The sequence below is a fragment of the Mesorhizobium sp. B2-4-15 genome, assembly GCF_006658505.1.
GTDB lineage: Bacteria > Pseudomonadota > Alphaproteobacteria > Rhizobiales > Rhizobiaceae > Mesorhizobium.
In genome coordinates this window covers 1-17,095 of record NZ_VFUZ01000031.1, presented here as the reverse complement: position 1 = coordinate 17,095, position 17,095 = coordinate 1, and the positions used below count along the sequence as shown (strand labels likewise).

General features: G+C 64.5%; 14 protein-coding genes. 9 read left to right on the top strand and 5 right to left on the bottom strand.

Translation table 11 applies throughout. The features are described 5' to 3' along the window. The first annotated feature begins 10 nt into the window (after positions 1-10). Positions 11-1,045: an aldo/keto reductase gene (locus FJ930_RS26270; protein WP_141840706.1), complete on the top strand. Its 1,035-nt coding sequence runs from the start codon at positions 11-13 to the stop codon at positions 1,043-1,045. 188 nt (positions 1,046-1,233) lie between these two features. Here FJ930_RS26270 and FJ930_RS26265 read toward each other — a convergent pair whose 3' ends face one another. Further along, a complete protein-coding gene (locus FJ930_RS26265) occupies positions 1,234-1,506 on the bottom strand; it encodes an usg protein (protein ID WP_140612202.1) in 273 nt (90 codons plus the stop codon). A 303-nt stretch (positions 1,507-1,809) separates the two neighbouring features. Here FJ930_RS26265 and acs point away from each other — a divergent pair, with 303 nt between their 5' ends. The 3 genes from acs (at position 1,810) to FJ930_RS26250 (ending at position 5,508) form a co-directional block, all read left to right on the top strand. Continuing rightward, positions 1,810-3,765, top strand: a complete 1,956-nt coding sequence (acs, locus tag FJ930_RS26260; RefSeq protein ID WP_141840705.1) for an acetate--CoA ligase — start codon at positions 1,810-1,812, stop codon at positions 3,763-3,765. Positions 3,766-3,773: 8 nt separating this feature from the next. Next, entirely contained in the window at positions 3,774-4,514 is a 741-nt protein-coding gene (locus FJ930_RS26255) for an MOSC domain-containing protein (protein ID WP_141840704.1), read from the top strand. Between the two features lie 175 nt (positions 4,515-4,689). Further along, positions 4,690-5,508 (top strand): sugar phosphate isomerase/epimerase family protein, encoded by an 819-nt coding sequence (locus FJ930_RS26250; RefSeq protein ID WP_141840703.1) that lies wholly within the window; start codon positions 4,690-4,692, stop codon positions 5,506-5,508. Positions 5,509-5,533: 25 nt separating this feature from the next. Here the strand turns inward: FJ930_RS26250 and FJ930_RS26245 are convergent, their stop codons facing one another. The 3 genes from FJ930_RS26245 to FJ930_RS26235 all read right to left on the bottom strand — a co-directional run bounded on the left by FJ930_RS26245 (position 5,534) and on the right by FJ930_RS26235 (position 9,846). Then, on the bottom strand, positions 5,534-6,802 hold the full coding sequence (locus FJ930_RS26245; protein ID WP_141840702.1) for a cyclopropane-fatty-acyl-phospholipid synthase family protein: 1,269 nt from the start codon (positions 6,800-6,802) through the stop codon (positions 5,534-5,536). A gap of 417 nt (positions 6,803-7,219) precedes the next feature. Then, complete coding sequence (locus FJ930_RS26240; protein ID WP_141840701.1) at positions 7,220-8,644, bottom strand: TadE/TadG family type IV pilus assembly protein; 1,425 nt, start codon at positions 8,642-8,644, stop codon at positions 7,220-7,222. A 332-nt stretch (positions 8,645-8,976) separates the two neighbouring features. Then, on the bottom strand, positions 8,977-9,846 hold the full coding sequence (locus FJ930_RS26235; RefSeq protein ID WP_141840700.1) for a transglutaminase family protein: 870 nt from the start codon (positions 9,844-9,846) through the stop codon (positions 8,977-8,979). Positions 9,847-10,011: 165 nt separating this feature from the next. Between FJ930_RS26235 and FJ930_RS26230 the strand changes: the two genes are divergently transcribed. Next, a complete protein-coding gene (locus tag FJ930_RS26230; RefSeq protein WP_141840699.1) occupies positions 10,012-10,677 on the top strand; it encodes an HAD-IA family hydrolase in 666 nt (221 codons plus the stop codon). 8 nt (positions 10,678-10,685) lie between these two features. Here FJ930_RS26230 and FJ930_RS26225 read toward each other — a convergent pair whose 3' ends face one another. Further along, positions 10,686-10,910 (bottom strand): DUF1674 domain-containing protein, encoded by a 225-nt coding sequence (locus tag FJ930_RS26225; RefSeq protein WP_140745038.1) that lies wholly within the window; start codon positions 10,908-10,910, stop codon positions 10,686-10,688. A gap of 105 nt (positions 10,911-11,015) precedes the next feature. Here FJ930_RS26225 and htpX point away from each other — a divergent pair, with 105 nt between their 5' ends. The 4 genes from htpX to purH all read left to right on the top strand — a co-directional run bounded on the left by htpX (position 11,016) and on the right by purH (position 16,989). Beyond that, the gene (gene htpX / locus FJ930_RS26220) at positions 11,016-12,038 is read left to right on the top strand and encodes a zinc metalloprotease HtpX (RefSeq protein ID WP_141840698.1); all 1,023 of its coding nucleotides are present in this window, start codon (positions 11,016-11,018) and stop codon (positions 12,036-12,038) included. Further along, positions 12,035-13,420, top strand: a complete 1,386-nt coding sequence (locus FJ930_RS26215; RefSeq protein ID WP_246677031.1) for an RsmB/NOP family class I SAM-dependent RNA methyltransferase — start codon at positions 12,035-12,037, stop codon at positions 13,418-13,420. Before htpX ends, FJ930_RS26215 begins: the two co-directional genes overlap by 4 nt. A gap of 135 nt (positions 13,421-13,555) precedes the next feature. Beyond that, positions 13,556-15,280 carry a heparinase II/III family protein gene (locus FJ930_RS26210; RefSeq protein ID WP_141840696.1) on the top strand — a complete coding sequence of 575 codons (1,725 nt, stop codon included), beginning with the start codon at positions 13,556-13,558 and terminating at the stop codon, positions 15,278-15,280. Positions 15,281-15,372: 92 nt separating this feature from the next. Continuing rightward, on the top strand, positions 15,373-16,989 hold the full coding sequence (purH, locus tag FJ930_RS26205) for a bifunctional phosphoribosylaminoimidazolecarboxamide formyltransferase/IMP cyclohydrolase (protein ID WP_141840695.1): 1,617 nt from the start codon (positions 15,373-15,375) through the stop codon (positions 16,987-16,989). The last annotated feature ends 106 nt before the right edge of the window (positions 16,990-17,095 follow it).

Sequence of the window (17,095 nt, the reverse complement as noted above, 5' to 3'; positions counted from 1 at the left end):
GAGCAGGAAAATGGACTATCGACGTCTTGGCGCATCGGGCCTGAAGGTCCCCGCACTTTCATTCGGCGCGGGAACCTTTGGAGGCTCCGGGCCACTGTTCGGCGCCTGGGGCAATAGCGATGCCGGGGAAGCGCGGCGGCTTATCGACATCTGCTTGGACGCCGGCGTCAACCTGTTCGACACCGCCGACGTCTATTCGAACGGCGCGTCGGAGCAAGTGCTCGGCGAAGCCATCAAGGGCCGCCGCGATGCGGTGCTGATCTCGACCAAGACCTCGTTGCCGACGGGCGACGGCCCGGCCGATTATGGCTCCTCGCGCTCGCGGCTGATCAAGTCGGTCGACGTGGCGCTGAGGCGTCTCGGCACCGACTATATCGACCTGTTGCAGCTGCACGCCTTCGATGCCGGTACGCCGATCGAGGAGGTGCTGTCGACATTGGACGAGCTCGTGCGCGCCGGCAAACTGCGCTATGTCGGCGTCTCCAATTTTTCCGGCTGGCAAGTGATGAAGTCGCTTGGGCTCGCCGACAGGCATGGCTACCCGCGTTACGTCGCGCATCAGGTCTATTATTCACTGGTCGGCCGCGACTATGAGTGGGAGCTGATGCCGCTCGGCCTCGACCAGGGCGTCGGCGCTCTGGTGTGGAGCCCGCTCGGCTGGGGCCGCCTGACCGGCAAGATCCGCCGTGGTCAGCCCCTGCCGGAAAAGAGCCGGCTGCATGATACGGCGAGCTTCGGTCCGCCGGTGGAGGACGAGCACCTCTACCGGGTCATGGACGCGCTTGACGTGGTGGCCGGGGAAACCGGCAAGACCGTGCCGCAGATCGCCATCAACTGGCTCTTGCAGCGTCCGACCGTGTCATCGGTCATCATCGGCGCCCGCAACGAGGAGCAGCTGCGCCAGAACCTCGGCGCTGTCGGCTGGTCGCTGACCCCCGAACAGGTGAAGAAACTCGACGCGGCAAGCGAAGTTACCGCGCCTTACCCGTATTTCCCCTATCGCCGCCAGGAAGCCTTTGCCCGGCTCAACCCGCCGGCGGTGTGACGATGTCAGCGCTGAAGCCGCTAATCTCCACCCTCAAGGGGGGAGATGTCCGGCAGGACAGAAGGGGGTCGTCTCACGTAGATCTCCGGCGCCATCTGGCGTCGCGGACGACGTTGGCACTCCACGCGCGGCGACCCCCTCTGTCGCCTTCGGCGACATCTCCCCCTCAAGGGGGGAGATTACTCCGCTCAGTGCAGCACGAACTCGCCATCCACCTTGCGCCATTCATTCGGCGCGATCAGCTTCTGGTGCGTGTAGACCACCGAATGCAGCGGCCCGTCGAGCCTCGCCTTCCAGAACTCGATGAACTTGATCAGTACCGGAAATTGCGGCGCGATATCGTAATCCTGCCAGATGAAGCTCTGCAGCAGATGCGGATGGTCGGGGAAGTGATAGAGAATCTTGGCCGTGGTCAGGCCGTAGCCCTTGAGCATCAGGTCCATTTCGCCATGGTCGCGCATTGCGGTCCTCAGGTTGATTCTCCTTCCTCCCAACGCTGGATTGTGCGCGTGGTTGCTTAACTGTCTATTGATTTTCGCAGACCATGACGGCCTTTTCCTCCACCAAAACATGTGCTTAGCAGCGATGCCCCGGGAGTGCTGACAACGTTTGTGCAGCCGCTGCGGCATCGCGCCACGCGAATCCAACGTCTAATGTTGCCGTCTTCGCGGAACTGTTAATAATGCGCGCGAATTCGCGGCCGCTTCGCCGCGATCCCGCTGGCCGCCAAGCCAGCGGTTTGGTTTCGGGAGGAAAGCGAACACATGTCCGAGGCAAAGATCCATCGCGTCCAGCCGGCGTGGAAGAAGAACGCGCTGATCGACAACGACACCTATCTCAAATGGTACGCCGACAGCGTCAAGAACCCGGACAAGTTCTGGGGCAAGCACGGCAAGCGCATCGACTGGTTCAAGCCCTTCACCAAGGTCAAGAACACGTCCTTCGATGGCAAGGTCTCGATCAAGTGGTTCGAGGACGGGCTGACCAACGTCTCCTACAATTGCATCGACCGCCACCTGAAGAAGCGTGGCAACCAGACCGCCATCATCTGGGAAGGCGACAATCCCTACGACGACAAGAAGATCACCTACAACGAACTTTACGAGCATGTCTGCCGGCTTGCCAACGTCATGAAGAAGCACGGCGTCAAGAAGGGCGACCGCGTCACCATCTACATGCCGATGATCCCGGAAGCCGCCTATGCGATGCTGGCCTGCACCCGGCTAGGCGCCATCCATTCGATCGTCTTCGGCGGCTTTTCGCCGGACGCGCTGGCCGGCCGCATCGTCGATTGCGAATCGACCTTCGTCATCACCGCCGACGAAGGCTTGCGTGGCGGCAAGCCGATCCCGCTGAAGGAGAACACCGACAAGGCGATCGACATCGCTGCCAAGCACGATGTGACGGTGAAAAACGTGATTGTCGTGCGCCGCACCGGCGGCAAGATCGGCTGGGCGCCGGGCCGCGACCGCTGGTACCACGACGAGATCGCGACGGTCAGGCCCGACTGCAAGCCGGAGAAGATGAAGGCGGAGGACCCGCTGTTCATCCTCTACACCTCCGGCTCGACCGGCAAGCCGAAGGGCGTGCTGCACACCACCGCCGGCTACCTCGTCTATGCCTCGATGACGCACCAATATGTCTTCGACTACCATGACGGCGATGTCTACTGGTGCACCGCCGATGTCGGCTGGGTCACCGGCCACAGCTACATCGTCTATGGCCCGCTCGCCAATGGCGCCACCACGCTGATGTTCGAGGGCGTGCCGAACTACCCCTCGCAGTCGCGCTTCTGGGAGGTCATCGACAAGCATCAGGTCAACATCTTCTACACCGCGCCGACGGCGCTGCGTGCGCTTATGGGCGCCGGTGACGATCCGGTGAAGAAGACCTCGCGCAAGTCGCTGCGCGTGCTGGGCTCGGTCGGCGAGCCGATCAATCCGGAAGCCTGGGAGTGGTATTTCAACGTCGTCGGCAACGGCAAGGTGCCGATCGTCGATACATGGTGGCAGACCGAGACCGGCGGCATCCTGATCACGCCGCTGCCCGGCGCCACCGATCTCAAGGCAGGCTCGGCGACCCGGCCCTTCTTCGGCGTCAAGCCGCAGCTGGTCGACGGCGACGGCAAGGTGCTGGAAGGAGCCGCCGACGGCAACCTTTGCATCACCGATTCCTGGCCCGGCCAGATGCGCACCGTCTATGGCGACCACGACCGCTTCGTGCAGACCTATTTTTCCACCTACAAGGGAAAATACTTCACCGGTGACGGTTGTCGCCGCGACGCCGATGGCTATTACTGGATCACCGGCCGCGTCGACGACGTCATCAACGTCTCCGGTCACCGCATGGGCACGGCCGAGGTTGAATCGGCGCTGGTCAGCCATGAGAAGGTCTCGGAGGCCGCCGTCGTCGGCTACCCGCACGACATCAAGGGCCAGGGCATCTACAGCTACGTCACCTTGATGAAGGGCATTGAGCCTACCGAAGAGTTGCGCAAGGACCTTATCGCCCACGTCCGCAAGGAGATCGGCGCCATCGCCTCGCCCGACAAGATCCAGTTCGCGCCGGGCTTGCCCAAGACACGCTCGGGCAAGATCATGCGCCGCATCCTGCGCAAGATCGCCGAGGACGATTTCGCCGCCCTCGGCGACACCTCGACGCTCGCCGATCCGGCGGTCGTCGACGATCTCGTCGCCAACCGGCAGAACAGGAAGGGCTGAGACGAGCCATGGCCGCGATCGGCAGGGTTGCCGAACTCTGGCGCTATCCGGCGAGCTCGCTCGCCGGCGAACGCCTGCAAGCGATCGCGGTCGGCGCCGACAGCATCGACGGCGACCGCATGTTCGGTCTGGTCGACGCCGCCGACAACCAGATCGCCCGGCCCGATCGCGAGGCGAAATGGCACAAGGTGCCGCGCATCCGCACCCGGCTGACCGGTGACCGCAAGGTCGAGATCGCCGTTCCCGGCGGTGACTGGCTGGCGGCGCCGGGCGCTGAAAGCGATGATGCTGTTTCGGCCTATCTCGGCTTCGCGGCCTCGATCCGGCCGTTCGGCCCGCAGAACGCGCCGCCCGCCTACGCCGGTCCGCTCACGCAAGCGCGCTACAACAAGGCGCCCATCCATCTTTTAACCACGGCTTCGCTGGCGCGCCTGAAGGCGCTGCATCCGGAGGGAACGCCCGATGCGCGCCGCTTCCGTCCCAACATCGTCGTCGATATGGCGGCGGTCGAAGGCTCATTTCCGGAGACGGAGTGGATCGGCCGCAAGCTTGCGATCGGCGATCTGCTCTTGACCATCTCCGAGCCCTGCCGCCGTTGCGGCTTCACCATCATCGCCCAGGATGGCTTCGACAACGATCCCGGCATCCTGCGCAACCTGGTCCGACACAACGCCCACAATTTCGGCGTCTATTGCACGGTCGATCGGCCGGCCAGCATCGAGGTCGGCGCGACGATGCGGTTCGTCTAGCTGGCGGCATAGCCGCCGCGCCAAGTGCGGGCTCTTGCGCATAAAGGCACGACGCCTTCGAAAATCCTTTCGCGCAGCCTGTAATACGCGTGACAGAAAACGGCGCCATACAGGGCCCGGCGCGACCCCACCTTGTCGCTTTCGCCAATTTCAAATCCCACCGATCGGAGTACCGATGACTTCCCTACCCATCCTTGGCGCCGCCATGACCCTGGACGACGTCGAAATCCATCGCGGCTGGCTACTCGAAAGGCAGCGTGACCTGGAATTGCAGAGCTTCACCAACGCCGATGTTCTCGACGGCGACTGGACACCGCTCGCCGCCCGCGCCAAAAAGCTCCTCGACGGTCACCGGGGACGGCTCGGGATCCACGGGCCGTTCTGGGGCTTCGTCATCGCCTCGCAGGATCCCGACATTCGTACCGTTGTCAGCAAACGTCTGGTGCAAGGCATCGAGGTCTGCGCTGCCATCGGCGCGACGCAGATGGTCGTCCACAGCCCCTACACGACCTGGTCCTACAACAATCTCGACAACAATCCCGGCGAGCGCGAAAAGATCGTCGAATATTGCCACCTGACGCTGAGCGAAGTCGTCAGGCGGGCCGAAGACATCGGCTGCACCATGGTTCTCGAAAACATCGAGGACAGGGATCCGCATATCCGCGTGGCGTTGGCCGACAGCTTCAAGTCCCCTGCCGTCGCCGTGTCGATCGACACCGGCCACGCCTATTATGCCCATGGTTCGACCGGCGCGCCGCCGGTCGACTACTACGTGCACGCCGCCGGCAACCGCCTGCAGCATGTCCATCTGCAGGACGCCGACGGCTACGCCGATCGCCACTGGAGCCTCGGTGAAGGCACAATCCAGTGGCGTTCGGTCTTCGCCGCGCTCGCCAAACTCGAAAGCAATCCGCGTCTCATCATCGAGATCAAGGACAAGTCCAAGATCCCGGCGTCGGCGGCCTATCTCGGCTCGCTCGGCATCGCCGAGTGAGACGGCGGCGGGCGCCCAGGGGCCGTTACCTGTAAAGGTCGGCCCGCGTCGGCGGCAGGCCGCTCGGCCCACGCGCGCGTTTGGTGGCGACGGTCTGGAAAATCTGCGCCGAGGCGCGTTCGAAGGTGATGGAGCATCCCGTGAGATAGAGCAGCCAGAGGCGCGCCCTAGCCTCCCCCACCTCGGCAATGGCCTCGTCGAACCGCGCATGCAAGCGCTCGGCCCACAGCCTGCAGGTGCGGGCGTAGTGCTCACGCAGATTTTCGACGTCGTAGACGAGGAAGCTATGCGCTTCGAGATTGCCGAGCGTCATGCCGATCGTGTCGAGCTCGCCGCCCGGAAAGATGTACTTGATCAGCGCCTTGTATTCCGGCCCTTTGCGCAGAGTCTTCTTCGGGTCGCCCTTGCTGCGCCGCGTGATGGCGTGGTGCAGGTAGACGCCGCCCGGCTTCAACAAGCGGTGGACGGTCGAGAAATAGGCGGCATGATTGGCGAGGCCCAGATGCTCGAACATGCCGATCGACGATATCTTGTCGAACGTGCCGGAGAGCTCGGCATAGGATTTGATCTCGATGGTGATGCGGTCCTCAAGCCCCTCGGCGCGGATGCGCTCGCGCGCCAGCTTCGTCTGCTCTTCGGACAGCGACACGCCATGGCCGACGACGCCGTAATGCTTCGCCGCGTGGATCAGCATCGCCCCCCAGCCGCAGCCGATGTCGAGCAGGCTTTCGCCCGGCTTCAGCCGGAGCTTGCGGCAGATATGATCGAGCTTGTCGATCTGCGCCTGGTCTATGCTGTTGGCAAAATCCGTGAAGTAGCCGCAGCTGTAGACCATGCGCTCGTCGAGGAAGAGCCGGTAGAAAGCATTCGATATATCGTAATGATGCTGTATCGCCTCCTTGTTCGACCCGCTGACATAAGGGTTGCGGCCGGACAAATCGGTCCGCGCCGTCATCTGCTTTCGCGAAAACAGCACGGCCGGCAGGTCCCGCAGAATCGCCAGCTTCGGCAGTGATCTGAGCTTTGTCTTCAACTTGCCTTGCGAAGGCAGGGCGTAGAAGTCGAACAGCGACCCATCCTCGACGTCGACCGCCTTGGATATCCACATCTCCACCAGCGTCGAAAAGCTGGGGCGCCGGACCATCTGCCAGACAATATCCTGGTCGTTGATGGCAAGCACGGGTCCCGTCGCCGGGCCGATCCGCTCACCGGTCCACAGCCTCACCGCGAAACCAGGCTTCAGCGTCTCGACGACGCTTCGCACGATCCGTGCGGCTTTGCCGGCAGCGTCCATCTCCACCTCCCATGCGTCGAATATCGCCCTGCTCCCGAATTGCACTGTCGTCCAATCGGTCCGCGGACCGCAATCCCTATCTGTTGCGCAAAAACATCGCGCCGGACGATTTTCCGGGCGGGGCTCGGCCATTCCGTTGCGGCACCTTGCCATTTGCTGCGACGCACCCCATCATTAGGGCGTGTTCAACAAATCGAAAGGAGGTGATCCGATGTCGAGTGATTTCGTTTTCCAGAACGTGGCCTCAGCGGATTGCACTTTCGGGAAGCAGTCTTCCCGTTAAGGCGTGAGATGCGCGGTCGGTGACGTGAGCGTCGCCGCCATTGAGCCGCGCCATGGACGGAAACACGGAAGGCCGCCGGCTTCGAAAGAAGCGGCGGCCTTTTCCTTTTCATGGGGCCGCGACGCGGCTGAGGCCTATTTGGTCAGCGCCAGGCGCTCGATGTTCTGCACGATGGCGCTGAAGGCGTCGTCCAGTTCGGGACCGGTCGCGGCCTCGTAATAGTGCTTCAGCGTGGATGTGTCCGCGGTGGAGCAATCCTGGAGCACACTCTTTGCCTGATCCCTCTCGGTCGCGGTCATCGACGGGTCGTCGAGGTCGAAGCCGATCGTGAATATCTCGATGCCGTCCCGCTTCATGTTGTCGCAAATGTTCTCGGCATTGCTCCGCGACATCTGACCTGCGTTCTGTGACCTGGGCGCGCTGCGGCCGCCGGCGAATGCCGTGTTGAACTGGCCGTCCGTCATCAGGATGGCGACCTTGGCCACCTTCCTGCTGTCGAAATCGGCGGGACCTGTGCCCAGTCTGGCGGCGGCGATGGTCGAGCGCCAGTCGGGTGAGAGCATGTAGTAGCCCCATTGCACGGCGATGCCGCCGGCGGTCACGCCGTCCGCCTTGAAGCTCGCAATCGTGCTCAGCAATGTCTGCTTGTCAGCCGTCAGCGGAATGAGCTCCGGTTTCGGGCAGGTTTTCATGCGATCGTCGCGGTTGACCTTGGCGGGATAGTACTGCCCCTGGTTGTTCTTGCGCGGCTCCGATGGGCCGTCGGACGAATAGTCGGCATAGCCGTCCTTGTCCTTGCGCTCGGTGGCGCATTTGTCTGGCCTTCGAGGCGCGGATGAGTTCACGTTGATCGGTGCGTCCAATGCTGCCGGCAAATTCGGGCCGCCCGCCTGTTCGACGAAAACGCTCTCCGCGAGACCGCCGGTGTTGACCGCTTCGGCATAGGGAACGACCGCCACACGCACGCGCGGATTTTGCGGATCGATATTGTTGTTCAGCAGATCCTCGACGGCCCCGGAAGCGGCAGCCTGCAGGTCGCCGATCTTGTCGGTCTTGGCCCACCAGTTGGCGGCCATCGAACCGGTCACATCGAGCATCATCGCCACTTCGACGCGCTTGTCCGAATAGAGCGCCGTCGTTGACGCGGTGACCCGTTTGGTGTCGCCCATGCCGAAGATCGGGAAAAACAGGGCGAGATCCGCGTGGACGTCCGCCTGGACCGTGCTGGCGGTCCTGTTGACCGTCAGCCTGTCCAGCACGACCTGGTCGGCCTGGAGGATGCCGGCCATGCTGTTGGCGTCGAGAAAGGCCTGCACCGACTTGTTGGCATCGGCCTCCTTGATGGCGCCGGTCGTCAGGTCACGCGCCGTCGATGTCACCGCGGCGTCGACCACGCCCTGCAGGCTCGATCTGGCGTTGTACAACTGCGAGATGTTGACCGAAAAGCCGGCGGCTAGCGCCAAGACCGAGGCAGCAAAGCCGAACAGGATTGCGAAATTTCCACCGCGATCCCTGGCAAACCCGCCGACCGCGTGGACAAGACCCCCGTAATTTCGCATCCAACAGCCTCCGCATGCCTCGGCCTCGTCGCCGCGGACAGGGCAATGCAGGATTCCAGCCGGACGGCGCCAACCGTGGGCCGAAACGGAACCATCAACGTCAACCCATTGTTTTTATTTGATTACGGCCTTTGCAAAGGTGAACGACCGGTAAACGCGAGAACCAGGCTGCCCGCAGCGTTTACGGACCGCTTACCATGCTCGAACTGGAGCAATCACGGAATGCTTCGAGCCGTCCTGTCGCGGCACAGGCCTCTTGTGCCGAAGCGGATCACCTGTCCCGAAATTGCCAGGTAAGTTGAGGCACGAACACACCTGAATATCGACGCACCTTAGCCCAACATTTGCGCGCTGGCCGTCCTGTCGACGCGATGATTGGGAGGATTGAACAGCCTGCCTTCCTGTTCATAGGTCCAGACTTTGAACAGGGTCAGCCGGTGCGGGCCGAAGCTGTGCAGCAGGGGCACGTCCGTGGCGTCGCGCCCGCGCGCAATGACGACGCGGCCGATCCTGGGCTGATTGTGGCGCGGATCGAACGTGTACCACTTGCCGTCGAGGAACACCTCCATCCAGGCCGAGAAATCCATCGGCGCCGGATCGGCTGGCACGCCGATGTCGCCGAGATAGCCGTTCACATAGCGCGCCGGAATGTTCATGCACCGGCAGAGCGTGATCGCCAGATGGGCGAAGTCGCGGCACACCCCGACCCGTTCCTCATGCGCCTGCGCCGCCGTGCGGGTCGACCGCGCGTAGCCATAGCCGAAGGACAGGCGGTTGTGGACATAGTCGACGATCGCCTGCACCCGCGCCCAGCCGGGTGGAAGATGGCCGAACAGTTGCCAGGCGAGATTGCTCAAATGATCGGTCTCGCAGTAGCGGCTGCCGAGGAGATGGCCGAGCACCTCGTCGGGCAATTCGGCAACCGGCATTTCCCTGGCCAGCGTGTTGACCTCGTCCGTCTCGCCGCTGTCCTCGACCACCGCGTCGTAGAGGATGCGAAAGGTGCCGGCAGGCGCGGTGAAGCGGCGGCAGCCATTGCCGTGCAGATCCTCGTGGAGCCTGGTCGGCACCGAGGGCGAGTTCAGCACACGCGTTTGCCGCTTGATGTCGGCCTGCCTGTCCTTGTGGATCTCGAGCAATGAAATCACGGGAGTGGCCTCGGCGCATTCAATGGCGATCTCGTAGCCGAGGCGGATCAGCATGGGCGTCGTCCCTTGGGTCGCATGTTGGGGATGTGCGATTGCAACGTCGCAAGGTAGCGGTGGTTCCCGGGCCGCCGCAAAATAGGCCGGCGCGCCTTTCCATGTCCGCGGCTGGACGTTACGTTGCGCCCTCCCTCGACGCACCCCCGGATTTCAAGGAAAATCATGTTTGCTGGCAGAAAATTCGCCGCCTTCCTCTTCGACATGGACGGCACACTCATCAATTCCATTGCGTCGGCGGAGCGGGTGTGGAGCGATTGGGCGCGCCGACAGGGCCTCGACGTCGCCGCCTTCCTGCCGACGATCCACGGCGTGCGGGCGATCGAGACCATCACCGGCCTTGCCCTCCCAGGCATTGATCCGGCGCATGAGGCGGACCTGCTGCTGAAGGCCGAGGCCGCCGATCTGGACGGCATTGTCCCGATCGCCGGCGCCGTGGTGTTCCTCAATTCGCTGCCGCGCGAAAGCTGGGCGATCGTGACCTCCGCGCCGCGCGAACTGGCGCTGCTGCGCCTGAAGGCCGCCGGCATTCCGGTTCCCGCCATCCTCGTCGCCGCGGAAGATGTTTCGCGTGGCAAGCCGGCGCCGGACTGCTTCCTGCTGGGTGCCGAACGGCTCGGCGTCGATGCGCGCGACTGCCTTGTGTTCGAGGATGCTCCGGCCGGCATCACGGCGGCCGAGGCGGCGGATGCCGCGGTCATGGTGATCAACGCCACCCACCGGCATCCCATGGCGACGCAGCACGCGTCGATCACAGGCTACGACGCGATCGGCATCACCATCGACGAACGCGGCTGGATCGCGCTCGAACCGCAGCGCAGTGCAGCCTAGATCGATCTCTAAAAGTCGCTGGTCAGACCTTTGACTTCCCAGTCGCCATAGCGACCGGGTTCCTTGCCACCACGGCCGCCGATTTCCCGGGGCAGCGCGGCTTCCTTGCGGCGGTAGTCCTGCCGCCGTGCTTCGGCCTCGGCCAGCGCACGGCGGGCGGCGGGAGTGAGTGCCTTCGGCGACGCTCCGTCATTCGGACCGGCGGCTGGCGTTTTACTGGTTTCCTCGTTCATGCGACATCTCGGGCGGATTGAAACAGGGGCAGGCGTTTCCCATCATATAGCGATGAGCCTAGGACTATCGACCCCCTTTCATCACCAGCGTGACAGGAGCAGACGATGAACACTTTGCGCACCGCGATGCTTCTGGCCGCCATGACGGCCCTGTTCATGGGCGTCGGCTTCCTGATCGGCGGTTCGGGCGGCATGATTATCGCCTTGCTGATCGCCGCCGGCACCAATCTGTTCAGCTATTGGAATGCCGACAAGATGGTGCTGTCGATGAACCATGCCGTCGAGGTCGACGAGAAGAACGCGCCGGAATATTACGCCATTGTCCAGGCCCTGGCCAAGCAGGCCGGCCTGCCGATGCCCAGGACCTATCTGATCGACAGCCCGCAGCCGAATGCGTTTGCCACCGGCCGCAACCCGCAGAACGCGGCGGTCGCCGCCTCCACCGGCCTGCTGGAGCGGCTGACCCACGAAGAGGTCGCCGCCGTGATGGCGCACGAGCTCGCCCATGTGCAGCATCGTGACACGCTGACCATGACCATCGTGGCGACGTTTGCAGGCGCCATCTCGATGCTCGGCAATTTCGCCTTTTTCCTTGGCGGCAATCGCGACAACAACAACCCGTTCGGCTTTGTCGGCGTACTGGCGGCGATGATCGTGGCGCCCTTCGCCGCCATGATCGTGCAGATGGCGGTCAGCCGCACCCGCGAATACGAAGCCGACCGGCGCGGCGCCGAAATCTGTGGACACCCGCTGTGGCTGGCCTCCGCGCTTGACAAGATTGCCCGCGGGGCCGAACGCATTCCCAACGCCGATGCCGAACGCAACCCGGCGATGGCGCATCTCTTCATCATCAACCCCCTGCATGGCGAGCGCATGGACAATCTGTTCTCCACCCATCCGAGCACCGAGAACCGCATCGCCGCCTTGCAGGCGATGGCGCAACAGATGGGAGGCAGCGACGCGAAGGCCGCGCCGCGCCAGGCCCCGACGGCTCGGCGGGCGGATGAACAGCAGCCGACAGGCCCATGGGGCCAGGCCGCGCAGCCCGAACAGCCGGAGGAACCCGCCAGGCCGAGGCCCAATCCATGGGGTCGCAATCCGACCGGGCCCAAGGGCCGGTGGTCGTGAGCGTGGCCGGCCGACCTCGACGCACCGTTTCAGGCGATCAGGAACACAATGCCGGCGGCGAATTCGTTGCCGGCCTCGCCGCGCGCAAGGCGGCGGCGCGGCTGCTTGCCGCCGTCATCGACGCCAAGACGCCGCTAGACGGGCTGACCGATCACGAGAACGGCCATCCGCAATACAAGGCGCTCGATTTGCGTGACCGCGGCCTGGTTCGCGCTATCCTTGTCACGGCGCTACGTTATCGCATGACCATATCAGGACTGCTGGCGCGCCGGCTGGAAAAGCCGCTGCCGCCAAACGCCACAGCGCTGTCGCACGTCCTGCATGTGGCGGCGGCGCAGATCCTGTTCCTCGACATTCCAGACAGCGCCGCCGTCGACCTCGCGGTGACGCACGCCAAATCCGATCCGCGCACACAGCGCTTTTCCGGTCTGGTGAATGGCGTTCTGCGCACGCTGGCGCGTGCCAAGGAAACCGAATTGCCCGCCGCTCTCGCCGCCACCGACGAAGCGCCGAAATGGTTTTCCGACCGTCTGAAGGCCGCCTATGGCGTGGACAAGGCCGGGCAGATCCTCGCGGCCCATCGCCACGAGGCGCCCGTCGATTTCACGGTCAAGGCCGATCCCGAACTCTGGGCCGAAAAGCTCGGCGGCATCGTCCTGCCGACCGGCACGGTGCGGGTGGAAAAACTCAGCGCATCCGTCCCCGAACTGCCCGGCTTCGAAGCAGGTGCATGGTGGGTTCAGGATGCGGCCGCCAGCCTTCCCGCCCGGCTGTTCGGTGATGTCACCGGCCTGAGCGTCGCCGACCTCTGCGCCGCGCCCGGCGGCAAGACCGCGCAGTTGATCCTGGCCGGGGCCAGGGTCACCGGGGTCGACACCTCGAAGAACCGGCTGGCGCGGCTGGCGCAGAATCTCGACCGTCTCGGGCTCGCCGCCGACGTCGTCCAGGCGGACCTCCTGAACTACCAGCCCGAGGAGTTGTTCGACGCCGTGCTGCTCGACGCGCCATGCTCATCGACCGGCACGGTACGCCGGCATCCCGACGTGCCTTGGACCAAGACCACGGCCGATGTCGAGAAGCTCGCCGACCTGCAGCGCCGACTGCTCGCCCGCGCCGTCACCTTGGTGAAACCGGGCGGCAGGATCGTCTTTTCCAACTGTTCGCTCGACCCGCTCGAAGGCGAAGAGCTCTATCGCGCTTTCCTCAAAGAGACGCCGACGGTCGTCGACGATCCGCTGCGGCAGGGCGAGATCGCCGGCATCGATTCGTTCCTGACGGCGCAAGGCACGCTGCGCACAACGCCCGCCGATCTCGACCTCGGCGCGCCGGAGCGCTCGGGCCTGGATGGTTTTTTCGCCGCTCGCATGCGCAGAGCCGGCTAATGCATTTTGCTGACTTTTTTAGGGAGAGCCTGGGTAAACCGGGTGAACCGCAGCCGTTCCCGGGAATTCGCCTTCGCACGTCTCGTTCAATCATGTAAACTCGTGCTTGGGGGTTGAGGACGACCAGGAGGGCTTTTGGCACTTGCTGCCGGCAACACGACGCGTCTGTGGACGCTGGTCGCGAAGGAGTTCTGGCGCAAGACGCGTCGACGCCTGCGCGCCGGGCCGGTCTATCGCTGGCGCTATTCCGGCCGCACGCCTGAACGTGTTCTGATCGCGCCACCGGACCTGCGCCTCGCCGACCCGCAGATCGCGCTCGAGATCTATTACGGCCGCTATCCTTTGTCCGGGCATCTGGTCGAGACCGGCGGCAAGTCGCCGTTCCAGATCAATGTGCCCAATCACGGCTGGCAGAAGACTTTGCATGGCTTTCGCTGGCTGCGCCACATGCGGGCCGCCGGCACCGAGCTTGCCGCCGCCAACGCCCGCGCCCTGGTTTCCGACTGGATCGCCATGCATGGCAGCCATATTGCTGGCGTTGCCTGGGAGCCCGGGACGGCGGCCAAGCGCATCATCGCCTGGCTGCAACATTCTTCCGTCGTGCTGCAGGGTGCCGAGTTTCCCTTCTATCGCGCCTTCCTGAAATCGCTGGCCATGCAGATCCGCTATCTCAGGTCGATGGCGCGTGAAATGCCCGACGGCAAGGATCGGCTGCGTGCCCGCATCGCATTGGCCTTCGCGGCACTCTCGCTGCCGGCGCCGGCCTCGGCGCTGCGCGGCGCCACCCGCAAGCTCGCCGAGGAACTCAACCGCCAGATTCTCGCCGATGGCGGCCATATCTCACGCAACCCGATGACGGTGCTGGAAATCCTCGCGGATCTCTTGCCGCTGCGCCAGACCTACGCCAACCAGGCGGAAGCCCCGCCCCAGGCGCTGATCGGCGCCATCGACCGCATGCTGCCGGCGCTGCGCTTCTTCCGCCATCAGGATGGCAGCCTCGCCCGCTTCAACGGCATGGGCGCCACCATCCACGACCGCATCGCCACCATCCTTCGTCACGACGACACCGCAGGCGCGCCGCTGCTGCATGCACCGCATTCGGGCTATGAGCGCCTGTCCATGGGCGGCACCACCGTCATTGCCGACACTGGCCTGCCGCCGCCGGTCGACGTGTCCAATGCGGCACACGCCGGCTGTCTTGCCTTCGAATTGTCCTCCGGCCGCCAGCACTACATCGTCAATGCCGGCATCGACACCTATGGCGCCCCCGAGTTCCGGCCTTTGGCGCGCGCCACCGCCGCGCACTCCACCGCCACCATCAACGACACCTCGTCGGCTCGCTTCAGCCATTCGCTGCGGGTCAACGACCTGCTCGGTTCGCCGCTGATAGGCGGCCCGCAGCTTGTGCAATGCAAGCGCACCGACCAGAAGGGCGTTCATGGCTTCGTCGCCCGCCATGACGGCTATGTCCAGCGTTTCGGCTTCCTGCATGAGCGCGAACTGAAGCTGTCGTCGAACGGCAATGTGCTGTCCGGCAGGGACCGGTTCCAGCGGCCCGGCAATGCCGCGATCCGCAACAATGGCCGTGACTTCATCACCGTGCGCTTCCATGTCCATCCCGACATCAACCTGCTGCAGGACGAGCACGACCGCCTGGTGCTGGCCGCCGACCAGGCCGATACCTGGGTGTTCACGTCAAGCGAAGTGGCGCCCGAAGTCGAGGAATCGATCTATTTCGCCGGCCTTGGCGGGCCGCGCCGCAGCCGGCAGATCGTGCTCGCCTTCAAGGCCTCGGATGTGTCCGAGATCCACTGGCAGCTGACGCGCACCCGCATCGCCGGCTACGCCGAAAACAACTGACCGTGCTGGCCGCCACTGAGCTTGGCGCTTGATTTCCTGATGTCATATGCTACGGCGCGGGCTTGCCCCTCCAGCCGTGAAAGGCCGCGCCCATGGCCATCGCCGCCAAGAACATCCCCGCGCCGGACCTCGTACCCGTCCGGCGCGCTTTGCTCTCCGTTTTCGACAAGACCGGCCTGATCGACTTCGCCAGGGCATTGGCGGCGGCCGGTATCGAGCTGGTCTCGACCGGCGGAACCGCCAAGGCGATCACCGAGGCCGGCATGACGGTGCGCGACGTCTCCGAACTCACCGGCTTCCCCGAGATCATGGACGGCCGCGTCAAGACGCTCCACCCTTCCGTGCACGGCGCGCTGCTCGGCGTGCGCGACGATCCCGAACATGCCGCGGCGATGCGCAAATACGGCATCGAGCCGATCGACCTCGTCGTCTCCAATCTCTATCCGTTCGAGGAAGTCCGCCGCTCCGGCGCCGACTATGCGGCGATCGTCGAGAACATCGACATTGGCGGCCCGGCGATGATCCGCGCCTCGGCCAAGAACCACGCCTATGTCGCCATCGTCACCGATCCCAGCGATTACGCCTCGGTGCTGAACGCGCTGGAAATGAACATCGGCTCGCTGTCGCTGGATTTCCGCAAGAAGCTGGCGGCCAAGGCCTTTGCCCGCACCGCCACCTATGACGCGGCGATCTCCGGCTGGTTCGCCGAGGCGCTGGAGATCGAGCATCCGACATGGCGCGCCTTCAGCGGCAGGCTGGCCGAGGTGATGCGCTACGGCGAGAACCCGCACCAGGTCGCCGGCTTCTATGTCAATGGCGATAAGCGGCCGGGCGTCGCGACGGCGCGCCAGCTGCAGGGCAAGCAGCTCTCCTACAACAACATCAACGACACCGACGCGGCCTTCGAACTGGCGGGCGAATTCGACCCGGCACGGTCCGCCGCGGTCGCCATCATCAAGCATGCCAACCCTTGCGGTGTCGCCGAGAGCGCGTCGCTGAGGGCAGCCTACGCCAAGGCGCTGGCCTGCGATCCGGTCTCCGCCTTTGGCGGCATCGTCGCCATGAATCGCACCCTCGATGCCGAAGCCGCCGAGGAGATCGTGAAAACCTTCACCGAGGTGATCATAGCGCCCGATGCGACCGACGAGGCGGCGGCGATCGTCGCGGCGAAGAAGAACCTGCGCCTGCTGGTCACCGGCGGCCTGCCGGATCCGCGCGCGGCGGGCACGATGGTCAAGTCCGTAGCCGGCGGCCTGCTCGTCCAGGGCCGCGACAATGCCGTCGTCGACGATCTCGAGCTGAAGGTGGTGACCAAGCGCGCGCCGACCCCGGCCGAAATGGCCGACCTCAAATTCGCCTTCCGAGTCGCCAAGCACGTCAAGTCGAACGCCATCGTCTATGCCAGGGACGGCGCCACGGTCGGCATCGGCGCCGGCCAGATGAGCCGGGTCGATTCTTCACGCATCGCCGCCCGCAAAGCGCTCGATGCGGCGGAGACCGCTGGTCTTTCGGAGCCGCTGACCAAGGGCTCGGTCGTCGCTTCGGACGCGTTCTTCCCCTTCGCCGATGGCTTGCTGTCGGCCATCGAAGCCGGCGCCACCGCCGTCATCCAGCCCGGCGGCTCGATGCGCGATGATGACGTCATCGCCGCCGCCGACGAACACGGCATCGCCATGGTGTTTACCGGCGTGCGGCATTTCAGGCATTGAGAGCCTTACCCTCCCCCTTGTGGGGAGGGTCGGCGAACGATTTTGCGAAGCAAAACTCGTGAGACGGGGTGGGGCAGCGCCGCCCCCACCCCGCTCCGCTTCGCGG